Here is a 12532-nt window from a genome sequence, read left to right as displayed (position 1 = left end):
CCAGTTCTGCAGTTTCGCAGTTCCGCAGCGCTGCACTGCGGGCGGGGGGCACCCGCAACGTTGAAAAACTGAAAAACTGCGAACCTGCGACGCTGCCCGACCGGTGACGCCGGGCTGGCTCAGGCGGCGAGCGGCAGCAGCTCGAAGCGGTGGATGCCGCGATCGCCGACGCTGAAGTTCCAGCGGTGCTGGGCGGGGTCGGTGCCGGTGTAGCGTTCCACCAGCAGGTAGGCCTGCCGCGCGCTCACGCCGGCACGCGTGGCGGCTTCCTTCCCGAGCACCATCTTGGAGTTGTAGCCCTCGGCGATGCACTTGCGCACGATCTCGATCACCTCGGCGTCGGCACGCTGAGCCTCGACGCGCTTGAACTGGTCGAGCGCCTCGATCTCTACGCGGCGCACCGAGGCGAACCGGTCGAGGTAGGACGTGTCCGGCGCGGCATCGTAGGCATAGGCCGCTGTCTCCGCGTTGGGGCCGCGCTGCTTGAAGCACTTGAACTCGACCACGCGCTCGCTTGCCTCGCCGCCGCTGTCGACCTTGGCAATGGTGTAGGCCGCGTCGGCGTCTTCGAGGAGGTCGGTGGTGCCCGAATAGCGCGGTGTGCCGTCCGCGTTCGGGTTCTTGTTGGTATGCGCGAGGTTGAGCACCGCGCCGCCGTTCATCGCCACCTGCCGGCAAGCGGTGCCGAAGGCCGACGCCTCGCGCTTGTCCATCAGCGACACGAACTTCTTCGTCGTGTCGATGATGACGAAGACGCCTCTGGCCTGCTCCTTCGCGCCCATTCTCGTGAGCTTGCCCGCGAGCTCCGTCGCGTTGAACTCGCGGAAACCCGGCACGAGCGTGTGCACGTTGAGAGGATCGAGGATCTCCATCTTGGTGGCGATGCCGTCGCTGCCGTCGTCTGCATTAATGTAGTAGACGTTGCCACCGGTCACGCGTCCCTCCCTGACCGCGTCGACGAGCAGATTGAGCGTGATCAGCGTCTTGCCGGTGTTGGGTGCCGCGTACCACGTCGTGACCTGCCCGCTGAAGCACAGGTCGGCGAGGAGTGGCTTCGCTTCCACCGCTCGGGCGCGGAACTCGGCGGACATGCCGCGCAGGCTCATGGCTGTGAGTGGTGTCCGCTCGATCAGCGGCTGTGCCGTCGGCATCTCCGCCTTGGCGATGCGGCTGACCTCCACCGCCGTGATCGCCGACAGGTCGGCGGCGGTGGCGGGGAAGCTGGTTGGCGTCGCCCATGCGGCGGTGTCGGGCAGCTGGATGGTGTCGCCGCCGGTGCGCACGTGGACACCCGCCGGCACGCTCCGCTTCAGCGTCGCGGCGAGCTCGGGATCGGCGAGCCGGAAGAAGGTCTGCTCGCCTGCACCCGCCTTGACGTTGAGGCGTGGTGGCTCGCCCATGTGCATCAGCGTCTGCACGATGGCAGGCCGGGCGGCGGCGTCGCTGATCTCGAAAACGATCAGGTCGGCTGGTGTCAGGTAACCGCCGCCGTCCGCGGGCGTGAAGCCGAGGGCTGACCAGCGATCGGCAGCCGCCGGGTTGTCGTCGTCGTTAGCGACGAGCGGGCTGTCGGTAGGTGTCGGTGCCTGGGCAGATTGTTCATTGTCGTTCATGTTTGTTTCTCGGTGACGAGACGCGGCTGTCCAGCGGCCCGAGAGCACGGCGCTCGCGAACCCTTGGATGACCGGGTCTGTGTTGGATTGAGCCGACGGCGGGACGCAGTGCGGCTGGGTAACGCGTCTGGGCTAGTGCTGTCAGACCGGACCTGTAGGGTCTTGGATGTCTGCGGCGATCACCCTTTCTCCTCTCGACTGAGGGGGTGCCCCCGGCTGCGATACCGGGGGCGTTCGGTGCTAAGCTGCGAGCATGGTCGAGTTGGAGAGAAGCCTCTTTTCCAAAAGGTATCCGCTCATCTCGTCGTACGTACCCGTTTCGTCAGCCTCGCTGAGGAAGGCCGAGAGGAACGATTCTACCGTCCATACGCGGCATCGGGTCGCTCGTGCGATTGCGGAGGCGGCTGCTCTCTTGTTTATGATGCCGCTGTCAAAACAGGCGACTGCCGCGCCCGGCAGAGTGGCTAAGCCACCAACCCGTCGTCTGCTGGCCGCGTGACCCTCTCGATCATCTCCGCCACAGATTGCGGCGCGAGAGTAGACTTTGAAGACTTCTTTGCCTTGATCGAGCACCTGATGATCTATCTTGATAAAGTTCACGTTGTTTAATCCTTTTTGAGCCGGATGGATCAATGTTGATGCAAAACTTGAGCGACCCGGTAGGCCGAGCGCCGGGAAGGCTCAGTCCATCAGGCTGATGTTGGGGGCGTAGCGCCAGTTGGGATCGACCGCGCTGCACAGGTCGGTGCAGACCTTGTACTGGCCGCTGGGCTGGAGGTGCCACATGTCCATGTCCCAGTTGCTGCCCTCATACATGGCCAGCACCTTGCGCAGGAGGGGCGCGTCCGCGGCGAACTCGCTGTCGATGACCTGGTCGATCTTGGTCGCCGACAGGCCGCTGCGCATCATGGAGGCGAGGATGCCGATGGCGGTGGCTGGCGAGGTCCGCTTGCGGAAGCCCGGTACATCGGTCTGAGCGTTCATGGCGTGCTCGAAGGCGCCGATGCCCTTGAGCAGTTCGTCTTTGGTGTAGGGTCGCATGGTCATTCCTGTTCTCCAAGAAGGTAGATGCCGCCGCCGCTCGGGTGGTCCGAAACGGCGGCAGCGGTGTTCTCCAGGCGCACGAATGCAGCGACGCGCAGGTACTGCTCGCGCATCGGCTTCAGCTCGGCGATGGAGGTTTCAGGGCGTTCCCGCAGGGGGCTTAGGGCACGCTCTACTAAGTGAACGGGTTAGCTGCCTTCTGAGAGGTCGTTCGGAAGGGAAGGCTGCCCGTCATCGTGGTGGATACCCGACCTAGAAAGGAGTGCTATCCCCATGGCGGTGATCGCGCTCCCGGTTCAGTAAGGCTTGAGTGTTCTTCTCAAAGTGTGGGTAATGCTTGTGTAGCTTCCGATGAGTAAACTGTACGTCCGCGATATCCGGGCCTTGTGACCACAAACCACGTCCACCAAGGTCGTCAAACATGTGGAAAACCTGCTCCATGTCACGAGCTAGGCCAACGCCCACACGCTTGTGCATTACTTTGAACATCTCATGAGTTGGCTCGCGGATGTTCACGTATGCCGCTACGAGGCCGACAATATCAGCTAGCTCAAAATCCTCAGGTGTTTCATCACCGCTGAAAGCGCAGTCGATGATGGCTTTTCCGCGGATGAGGCCCGGCTTGTCTAATAAACGCATATTTCCTCCTTCAAGGTTTTCTTGCGAGTCGCGGCGCCGCTTACGCCGAGACTACTATCTGTGTTCACGCCGCCGGTGTTTGGGGCGTGGTTGCAGGAATAGAGGTTGCGCGGCGGCTGCGAAGAGGCAGCGCGTTGCATAAAAGGCGCGTCAGGCTGTTTCGGGGGGGGCTTGCAGATGGCGGCTCGTTAACCATCTCCGACGCCCCTTAGGAGAGAAGAACGATGACCGTGCCTGCCGCCCCGGATCCTGAAAGCCTCGTCGCGTCTGCCCGTCGCTTGGCTGACGTGAAAATGTCCTGGCTTCAAACGTTCGTCAGCCTCGAGAGCTATACCTCGTATGCAGACGCAGCCGGTGTGCTGAACGTTGGCTCCAAGGCGGTGCACAAGAGGATCGATAAGCTGGAAGCCGCCTTAGGTTACGTGATCTTCGACGAAAGGGTCGATGCAGCCACGACTTCCATCGATGGTCGCCGCTTCAAGCATCTATCCGAGAGTCTGTTGAAGCTCTTGGACGATGTGTCTGGTGGTAAATTGTTTGCAGGAACTCAGGATGAGAAGAAGAGGCTGCGAAATCTCAGCGTCGACACCCTGAGGACCTTGGTTCTGGTTTCTGAAAAGGCTGGGATGGCCAAGCGGCAAGAGGCGGCAGACCAACTTCACATTGATGAGTCGACGCTGAGCCGAAGGCTGTCTGATGTGGAACTGGCCTTCGGAAGGGGCATGCTGTTCGAGAAATCGCCGATCGTCACGTTAACACCTCAGGGCAAGGAGGTTGTGCGTGCTTGCAAAGTTCTGCTCGGCCGTCTTTGCAAGTTCAAAGGCGGTATTGAGATCAGATACGAAGCAGCGGACTCTCAGGATCGACATGTCCGAAACGTCGCAAGGTCTCTGACGATAATCAGGAAATACTACAGTCGTTTGAAGCCAGCCATTATCGAGGAAATCAAGCGGGTTAGTCTCACGAAGCGGAGTAACGACGAAAAGGCTGAGAGGATTGCGGGATTGCGCTCGCAGCTAGTCCAAATCGAAGTTCTCGATGATGAACTTGCTAAGCTGGTAGCCAAATACCCGGACAAGCTTGAGAAGGATCGGGTGGCAGCTAGTGAAGAGGCGCTAACGTCGATCGAGGAACTATGGGTGAAGGAGGAGACTATTTTTGTTGAGGAAGCGCAACCCGAAGGCATCGATGAGATCGAACCAAGCATGGGGCCTGACCTACAGGGAAGGGCGGCGTAAAGGCTAAAGCAGGTCGGCGGCGCTGTTGTCTCTCGCTATGAGTATGATCACAGCGTGGTCAGCACCGAAGCTGAAGCTTAGCTCGAGCCAGTCGCCCCGATCGGCTAACCAGTCCCATCCGGGCTGAAAGTCGGGCTCGCCGAGGCGGTAGCCGTCGACCGGGTCGACCAGCGGCGAGAAGCCGACGGCCGCGACGATGTCGGCCTCGGTGTCGCCCTCCTCGACAATGAGGAACTCGGTGCAGTCGGTCAGGTCGTAGTTGTTGGTCACCAGGGCGGCGGCGCGCGTGGCCAAGAGGTCGCGCAAGGCAGGGTCGATCTCGGAGGCGAGCGCGGCGGTGATCGCGGCACGGTCGGTCAGGTGGAGCATGGCTCTTGTCCTTCTGGCATGAGAAAAGCGCCCGTGGCGGGTCTGCCGGGGCGCTGCGGGTGCGGGGTGCGTGAGGGGGTGAGGTTTTCCGCTGTTTCCGCTTCGAGAGCGTGGCGGCGGGGACAGCTAAGGGGCTGGAACGGCACCCTCGGCTTGGTCGACGTGGTCGCGAAGGAGCGACCTGAGCACGGGGTCGGTGTCGTCGCGGTCGGGCACGAGCAGCACGTGCGCGTAGCCGTCGTCGGTGAGGACGTAGACGATCTCGTACACGCCGCCCGAGTGCCGCTCCGCGCTCTCCCAGGAGGGCACGAAGTCCGGGTCGGGGTAGCTGGTGCCCTCGACTAGGTCGGTGGCGATCGGGAAGCCTAACGCCGCTTCGGCGTCGGCGAGCATGTCGCCTGCCTCCACGAGGTGGAAGGCGGCGGTGCCCTCGATGCTTGCGAGCTGTTGCCGCCTGAGCGCCAGCACGCGGTGGACGGCGCCACCGAGCGGCTGGTCGAGCGCGCGGGAGAGCCGAGCGTCGGTGTCGATGGTGAGCATCGTTCTTGTCTCCTGAAACGAGAAAAGCCCCCGGCGGTGAGGCCGAGGGCTTTGGTGGGTTGATGGTTCGGGTAGTGGATGGTGGTCAGCCGGACGGCTTGTCCGGTAGGTTGTCGCCGCTCTCCTCGCTGGCGAGCGCGCGCTTGATCGTCATGAAGGCGACCAGCGCGATCAGTGCGATGCCGGCGACCGGGTAGCGGCCGAGTAGCGCCCACGCGCCCAGCATCACCAGGATGCTGACCGTCGTTCTGGTACGGAAGATCAGTCCGACCAGGATGATGAGCAGGAGCGCGACCTTCACCGCGTAAATGGCGGCGGCGATCGCGAGCAGGGCTAGGATGATCTGTACCACCCGGCTACTCCAGGTTCTTTAGGCGGTCGTCGAGCACCTGTTGCGGATCGCGCGTCTCATCGGCGTGTGTCTTTCGACACTCGTCCGCTGTCTCCTCAGTTTCGCCGATGTACTCCCAGCCGCTGCCGTTCTTGACGAGCTGGACCTGCTTGTCGCCGGTGTACCCACCCATCGAGTTCTTCGCGTTGGTCTCAAGGCAAGCTTTGCCGGTCTTGCTGTTGAAGTAGAACTCGCCAAAGCGCGCTGACTCAGGGTCCTTCAGGGCTTCTTTGACGGCTGCTTCGGCGCCTGAGCGGTCGCGTCCGCAAGCGGCAAGCGTCAGCAACGTGGCGAGGATGCACCCCGCCCGTGATCGTAGCATCATATCTATTCTCCTGTTGTGCCCGTGGCGGGCGGTTGAGCGGGATCGTTCCCGCTTTGGATTGCGGCCGCAAGCAAAAATGACACGCCTAGTGGACAGACGTAGACGTGCGTCTGCGGCCAAGTCGAGACATGGACGTGGTGCAGCTGCTTGGCGCGAACGTGCGCCGCTATCGGAAGCTAGCGGGCATGTCGCAGGAGGAGCTGTCGCTCGAGGCTGGGATGAAGCGCAGCTATCTCAGCGACCTTGAACGTGGTACGAGAAACCCGTCCGTGCGAGCGCTTGGTAGGCTTGCCGACGCGCTCAAGGTTCAGCCACACGAGCTCCTAAATAGGTAAGTATCGCTTACCTACATATAAGATGGCTGAGACTGCTCGTTTGCAAAGCGCGTCGTGAGTGACCCCCGCGGACGCATTTTGAATGTGGCCGCCAAGATCGCAGACCTTCCATCTGAACTTCTGGATGGAAATCCTCAACGAGGAGCGCCTTCCAGAACTGACTGAGACCATGGAATGGGTGCGATACGCCATGCATGTAGACCAGCCACTGCCTACGGTGGCAATGGCGACTACCAACCTGCCGCCCGACCCGTCAGCGCAGATCACCGTCTACGTCCGCAGGGCACCGCATCCGCGCCTGCCGCACGTCGTCGGCGAGTCCAGGTTGGGCTGTTACGTCTTTGCTTTTGCGGTCCCCTTCTCGGCTCAGGACCAGTTTACCTCGTCGGCTTTTTCGACGATCCGAACTTTCAGGACACGTTCCGCCACTACAAGGGGGGACCGCCCAGCGGACGCAGCGGGACCTGAGTGGCACGGAGCCGCGGGCGCTTTCGCCGCGACTGAGGACCGTCAGGCGCTGACTTTTTGCGCTGTCGGCATAAAGAATCGGTTCAATCAGAACCGGTCGTCGCGACGCCGCCAGATGAACGACGAGGATTAGTCGCCTATTGCCAGGAGGTCGTGGGAATTTCCTGTGATTTTTGCCTACGCTGCTGAAGGGTGGGCGCTGATGCCCGCCACTTAATGGCTAGAACAGCGCGCGCTGGGTCGATGCGAGGCGGATTGGAGGCAGAGTACGACCTCACGTCTGATGTAAATTTGTTGGCTCGGCACGCGCCAAACGAAATGCTACTTTGCTCGGATGCCCTATGACGCGTTCACTATTGACACCAACGCCATTATTCAGGGCGGCATCAACTTCGATGCCGGACTGCTAGCGCAGCTTGACCAGTTCAAAGACGGTCCGATCCAGTTCGTCATCTCGGAGATCGTGGTCCGGGAGACGCTGAAGCACCTGCAGGCGAACACCAAGAAGGCTCGGGATTCCACCCGCGCCGCGATGGACCGGGCGGTTCACCTAGGCCTCATCGCCCCCGAGGCCGCCAAGGCGGCGACCGATGCGCTCGCGGACTCGCGCGCCGTTGCCCGGAATAGGGTTGCCGCGTTCTTGGAGGCAACCGGCGCTGAAACAGTTCCGGCCAACCTCTGCGCTATCGACGCGCTCCTTAAATCGTACTTCGATCCGACGCCGCCGTTCGAGGGGGCTGGCGACAAAAAGAACGAATTTCCTGACGCCCTTGCGCTGCTCAGTCTTGAGGCGTGGGCCAAGGCCGGCGGAAAAACGGTACTCGCCGCGAGCGCCGACAAGGGGTGGCAGTCGTTCGCGGAGACATCCAACTACGTTTTCGTGGAGGGAGATCTCGCCGCCGCCCTTCAGATCGTTCAGGCCCATGCCGAAACTGCTGCCGAGAAGGTGAACACGTTTCTACGCAGGATTTCCGAGGGAGACCTGCCGGAGGACGAAAAGTCTCTGCACGCGATGCTGGCTGACGCGCTTGTCGAATGGGACTTCGACGTCGAGGCGACCGCCCCGTATCGCTACGAAGTCGACGCGACCGAACTGCGTCTGGAAAGCCTGGAGCTGAACGAGAAGGATGGTGACTACGGCGTCACCGTTGTCCGGCTTGCAGCCGAGGAGGTCGTCGTCAGGGTCGACGTGGAGATCACCGCCATGGCGCACGTGGAGTTCTCCCTTTTCGCCTGGGACAGCATCGACCGCGAAGAGATCGGGATGGGCGGGACGGCCGCCGCCAGCGAGGAGACATTTGACGCGGCCCTGCTAATCACTATCGCTGGTTCGATCGACGGGGCAGTCGCCGACCTCGAAGTAATAGAAGTCGAAGTCGTCGAGGGTCTTGGGAGCGTCGACATGGGTGAGATCCACCTAGATTACGGGGGCCGTGAAGACTTCGATGACTACAACCAGCTGCAGCTAATGCTTGAAGTCGAGGGTAATGGTGCCGAAAGCGCGCTTGATGCTGAGGGAAATGGAAGTGCTGCGTTCTGAGCGTCTGACCCAACCCGTCGCCCCCCTGTGACCCAGTCCGATTGCTAATGGCGGCGACAAACACGGCGGCATCACACACGGCATGAAAATTGCCGCATGCCTTCTCAACTACGTAAACTAAGGTGGATAAGGGGATAGGTTCGCAGCCCTCCTGCACAGGCGATACGGTGACGTCCTCCTTTTTTGCAAAACACGGATGGTAGTCAAAGAACGTCACTCGTCGTTTATCACAGGCCACGGTGCCTATATTTGCTGTTGGCATAAATTTCCGTTTAAGCTGGCCTCAACGAATGGCGGTCTCTGATCGACAACGGCCGGTATCGCTGGGGACTATCTGGCGACGTTGGGTACCGTGCGCGGGATTCCATAAAGGCGGCTGAAGCGCCATATCGCCGGCAAGGTTGAAATGGACGGAGTCACAGGGCAAGAAGTATTACATGGCAACACTTCTTGACTGGGGAAACGTAGACGCGGCTGCCGCTCAGATTGAGAGGGCCCTCAATCTCGAAACCCGACGGGAAGCGTTCTCCCTACTCTGCGTTACATCTCTACTACGCATCGACTTCGATGAGGCGAGAGGCTCGATCACCGATGGCGGGGAGGACAGGGGCGTGGACGCGGTCTATCTCGACGAGCGTTTCGGTCGCCGTGTAATCCATCTCTTCCAGTTCAAGTGCTACACCAAATTCAATAGCAACAACCGAAATTTCCCGTCGACTGAGATCGACAAACTTCTTGCCTTCATCGGGGACTGCTTCGGACAGGTCGACGGATTTCTTGACACATGCAATCCGCTTTTGCGGCAGAAGGTGTTGGACATCTGGGATTTCGTGAATTCGGGGGCTTGCCAGGTCGAAGTCCACCTTTGCTCTAACGGGGAGCGGCTCGTCCCTGACCACAAGGCTCGCTTTGAATCATCGCTTGCCCGGTTCAAGTTCTTCCAGCTCCATGAGGCCGATCTTGATTCCCTGTCTGACACAGTCTCGCACCGGACAGCAACAGAACGGGAGATTCACCTCCGGATCGTGGAGGAACAGGTGTATGAACGCACCGACGGCAACGTGCGGGCTGTCATCGGGACGGTCTGCGGCGATGAATTTATCGCGGCGCTGACAGACCCCACCAAGCCCACGCAGCTCGACCCCGATCTGTTTGAGGAGAACGTCCGTGTCTACCTCGGCGAGCAGAACGACATTAACCGGCGCATCTACGATACCGCCGTTTCCAACGAAGCCGGCATGTTCTGGTATTTTAACAATGGCATTACTATTGTTTGCGAGCGGTTCAGCTATCAGCCGGGCTTCAAGAATGCGCCATTGCGCCTTCTGAATCCTCAGGTGGTGAACGGCGGCCAGACCTCGCACGCGCTTTTCCAGGCATCCCGCACCAGCTTCTCTTCTGTGCAGCGTGTTCGGCTTCTCGTCCGCATTATTGAGACACAGGACAAGAGCCTCTATGCTAAGGTTGCCGAGGCAACAAACAGTCAGACTCCGATACGAAGCCGCGACCTAAGATCGAACGATCCCGTACTCGTCCGCCTTGAGGCATCGCTACTGAGTCACGAGTGGCATCTGGATCGAAAGCGTGACCAGCATTCTAGGATTGACGAAAGCAAGCGCATAGATGCTCTAAAGCTCGGGCAGGTCTGGCTGGCCTACGTCCGCGCTGAGCCCGATAAGGCGAAGACTGCTTCGGATCGAATATTCGGAGAGTATTTTCCGCTGGTCTTCGATCCTTCGGAGATGGATGCAAAGCGCGTGATAGCGGTTTGGAGCGTCTACACCGAGATCGAGAAGCATCGCCGCGCCAAGTTGCATGAAGCACGCAGGGCATCAAGGCGGGTCGCGGAGCAGGAAATCGAATCCGCGTGGATCGTCGAGGGTTTGTATCATCTGGCCTTCGCGGTCAGGAAACTAGCGGACGGCGCCAACATTGATATCTTCGATTTCAACCAAGTCAGCCCTCTAATCCCAGAGGCGGAGCGGCGGTTGGCCGAGTTCGTCAAGGACCGCCCGAACATCTCGACCTACCGCCTCTTCAGAAATGCAGCCACGAAACAAAACCTGTTTCGGGCTTCGCTGAGCGAGCAACCCCAGCAACTGAGCCTACTCTAGACCGCCAACCCATGTCGTTCGCCGGCAACGCCAACTACCGCCAGACCGCCTTCAGCGTCATTCTCTGGCAGGTTTCAGCTCAAACCGCCGTTCAGCGAGAGAGCCGGGAATGACCGGCTTTGGTCGCGAGCCGCCGCCGTGATGCGATCGACTTTAGCCAATCGTCCACATGCGCCATCAACAACCGGATAGCGGTCCGCAGCTCATCTGCCGCCCGAACGTGGCGGCTTCCGGAACATTGTTGGATCGGGTTCAGCGTAGGTCGCATCCAAAAGCCTGCCGAAAGCGCCCCACGAAGGACCCAAACGCCAACCCAATCGAACGCCCTTTCGCAAGGGAGCGCCGGCTTGGGCTTGTTTGAATGCCATAAAGAAGGATGGTGCCGCTTACAGGACTCGAACCTGTGACCCCCGCATTACGAATGCGATGCTCTACCAGCTGAGCTAAAGCGGCCTGGTGCGCCCGTGCCTGGGCGAGGCGCGGCGCTTAGCAGGCGGAGGTGGGGGTGGCAAGCGGGATCATGGGTCGCTGCGCCACACCGCTGGCGCAGGCCGGACGCTTGACGGTTTACGCGCCGTTTACGCGCGGCGGTGCATGGCCTTATCCGAACGGGTCGCATCGCATGCCTGGCGAACCCGTCGGGAAAGAACGGGTTATGGACAGCGCGCGCGGCAGTGATGGTTCCGAGAATGCCGGCATCCGGCAGGACAATGATCCGACCGAGGCGGGTGTCGGCGAGGCGCAGATCGCGATCGGCAGCGACGAGCGGCGCATGCACGTGCGCGCGTACAATCATTGGGTGTCGCTGCTGGCCGACCGACCGTTTCCGACGATCGCGGACCTGGACCCCGCTCGGATCGCCGATTTCGGACCGCACAGCGTGCTGCTCGATTTCAGCGACGGGCTGGAAAACCCCGCGATTCCGTTCCTGGGCGCGGCCTTGCGTGCCGAATGCGGGGTCGATCAGTCGATCACCAACATCGCGCAGGTGCCGCCGCGCTCGCTGCTGTCGCGATTGACCGATCATTACCTACAGATCATCGCCAATCGTGCGCCGGTCGGGTTCGAGGCCGAGTTCGTCGGCATCCGCGGGCACAACACCTTCTACCGCGGCATCCTGATGCCGTTTTCCTCCGATGGCGCGGCGATCGACTATATCTACGGCGTCATCAACTGGAAGGAGATGGTGAGCAGCGACACGCAGGCGCGTCTCGACGCCGAGCTGGCGCAGGCGGTGCGTGTCGCGCCGCGCGCCGGCGATCGTTCGGCGGTGTGGGCCGATGGCCCGAGCGCCGCGTTGCCGGCATCCGCGAACGACGAGGTCGATCTGGCCGAGCTGCTGACCCTTGCGCGGGAGAGTGCCGAGGGCGCGCGTACCGCGCGGTCGCGCAGCGAGGCGGCGTTTCGCCGCGCGCTGTCGCGCGCGCATGATTTCGCCTGTGCCGCTGCCTGCGCGCCCTTTGCCTACGCCGAGTTGCTGGACGCAGATGACGCGGCCGTGCGAACGCGTGCGCCGCTGGAGGCGATCGCCCGGCTGGTGTTCGGCGGCGACGAGGCGGTCGTCCGCCAGGCCGCGACGGTTCTGGCCTATGCGCGCCGCCGTGAGGTGGCCGAGGGTCAGCTCGCGCGCGTGATCGAGGCGCTGCCCGGCGGTGTCCAAGACATCGTGGCCGAGGAGCGCGCACGTCGTCGGCGCGGCGCTGCGCAGAGCGACATGGTGCCGCTTGGCGAGCGTCGATCGCTAGGAACCTTTGCGCCGGCGATCTTGGAGGTCGAGGGCGACGTTGGTGCGCCGGTCGTTCTGCTTGGGCGCGTGGCGGCGACCGGCGAGCTCGATGTCATCGGTGCGAGCAGCGATCGCAGGCTTGCCGAGCGGGTGCTCGCACGGTTGCGGTGAGGCTGACAATACGCTGTGA

General features: G+C 61.6%; 13 protein-coding genes and 1 tRNA gene. 5 read left to right on the top strand and 9 right to left on the bottom strand.

What is annotated here, in order from left to right; all coding sequences use genetic code 11:
• Positions 1-119 precede the first annotated feature (119 nt).
• The 4 genes from SMN802W_RS17570 to SMN802W_RS0108325 form a co-directional block, all read right to left on the bottom strand.
• The gene (locus SMN802W_RS17570; protein ID WP_019516448.1) at positions 120-1613 is read right to left on the bottom strand and encodes an AAA family ATPase; all 1494 of its coding nucleotides are present in this window, start codon (positions 1611-1613) and stop codon (positions 120-122) included.
• A gap of 240 nt (positions 1614-1853) precedes the next feature.
• A complete protein-coding gene (locus SMN802W_RS18230) occupies positions 1854-2213 on the bottom strand; it encodes a hypothetical protein (RefSeq protein WP_156818783.1) in 360 nt (119 codons plus the stop codon).
• Between the two features lie 81 nt (positions 2214-2294).
• Entirely contained in the window at positions 2295-2660 is a 366-nt protein-coding gene (locus tag SMN802W_RS0108335; RefSeq protein WP_019516447.1) for a hypothetical protein, read from the bottom strand.
• Between the two features lie 249 nt (positions 2661-2909).
• Entirely contained in the window at positions 2910-3296 is a 387-nt protein-coding gene (locus SMN802W_RS0108325) for a hypothetical protein (protein ID WP_019516445.1), read from the bottom strand.
• A gap of 224 nt (positions 3297-3520) precedes the next feature.
• Here SMN802W_RS0108325 and SMN802W_RS0108320 point away from each other — a divergent pair, with 224 nt between their 5' ends.
• Positions 3521-4534 carry a LysR family transcriptional regulator gene (locus tag SMN802W_RS0108320; RefSeq protein WP_019516444.1) on the top strand — a complete coding sequence of 338 codons (1014 nt, stop codon included), beginning with the start codon at positions 3521-3523 and terminating at the stop codon, positions 4532-4534.
• A 3-nt stretch (positions 4535-4537) separates the two neighbouring features.
• Here SMN802W_RS0108320 and SMN802W_RS0108315 read toward each other — a convergent pair whose 3' ends face one another.
• The 4 genes from SMN802W_RS0108315 to SMN802W_RS17565 form a co-directional block, all read right to left on the bottom strand.
• Positions 4538-4903, bottom strand: a complete 366-nt coding sequence (locus SMN802W_RS0108315; protein ID WP_019516443.1) for a hypothetical protein — start codon at positions 4901-4903, stop codon at positions 4538-4540.
• 126 nt (positions 4904-5029) lie between these two features.
• Complete coding sequence (locus SMN802W_RS0108310) at positions 5030-5443, bottom strand: hypothetical protein (RefSeq protein ID WP_019516442.1); 414 nt, start codon at positions 5441-5443, stop codon at positions 5030-5032.
• Positions 5444-5528: 85 nt separating this feature from the next.
• Positions 5529-5795 carry a hypothetical protein gene (locus tag SMN802W_RS0108305; RefSeq protein WP_019516441.1) on the bottom strand — a complete coding sequence of 89 codons (267 nt, stop codon included), beginning with the start codon at positions 5793-5795 and terminating at the stop codon, positions 5529-5531.
• A gap of 4 nt (positions 5796-5799) precedes the next feature.
• Complete coding sequence (locus tag SMN802W_RS17565) at positions 5800-6120, bottom strand: hypothetical protein (protein WP_019516440.1); 321 nt, start codon at positions 6118-6120, stop codon at positions 5800-5802.
• A gap of 167 nt (positions 6121-6287) precedes the next feature.
• On the opposite strand from SMN802W_RS17565, the gene SMN802W_RS0108295 reads away from it, so the two are divergent.
• The 3 genes from SMN802W_RS0108295 (at position 6288) to SMN802W_RS0108280 (ending at position 10616) form a co-directional block, all read left to right on the top strand.
• Positions 6288-6494: a helix-turn-helix domain-containing protein gene (locus SMN802W_RS0108295; protein ID WP_019516439.1), complete on the top strand. Its 207-nt coding sequence runs from the start codon at positions 6288-6290 to the stop codon at positions 6492-6494.
• 802 nt (positions 6495-7296) lie between these two features.
• Positions 7297-8502: a PIN domain-containing protein gene (locus tag SMN802W_RS0108285; protein ID WP_019516437.1), complete on the top strand. Its 1206-nt coding sequence runs from the start codon at positions 7297-7299 to the stop codon at positions 8500-8502.
• Between the two features lie 437 nt (positions 8503-8939).
• Positions 8940-10616, top strand: a complete 1677-nt coding sequence (locus tag SMN802W_RS0108280; protein ID WP_019516436.1) for an AIPR family protein — start codon at positions 8940-8942, stop codon at positions 10614-10616.
• Between the two features lie 377 nt (positions 10617-10993).
• Here SMN802W_RS0108280 and SMN802W_RS0108275 read toward each other — a convergent pair.
• Positions 10994-11069, bottom strand: a tRNA-Thr gene (locus tag SMN802W_RS0108275).
• Between the two features lie 202 nt (positions 11070-11271).
• On the opposite strand from SMN802W_RS0108275, the gene SMN802W_RS0108270 reads away from it, so the two are divergent.
• Positions 11272-12513 carry a PAS domain-containing protein gene (locus tag SMN802W_RS0108270; RefSeq protein ID WP_019516435.1) on the top strand — a complete coding sequence of 414 codons (1242 nt, stop codon included), beginning with the start codon at positions 11272-11274 and terminating at the stop codon, positions 12511-12513.
• Positions 12514-12532 lie beyond the last annotated feature (19 nt).

Source organism: Sphingomonas sp. Mn802worker, assembly GCF_000382485.1.
Classification (GTDB): Bacteria; Pseudomonadota; Alphaproteobacteria; order Sphingomonadales; family Sphingomonadaceae; genus Sphingomonas.
This window is presented reverse-complemented; position numbering and strand designations above follow the sequence as displayed.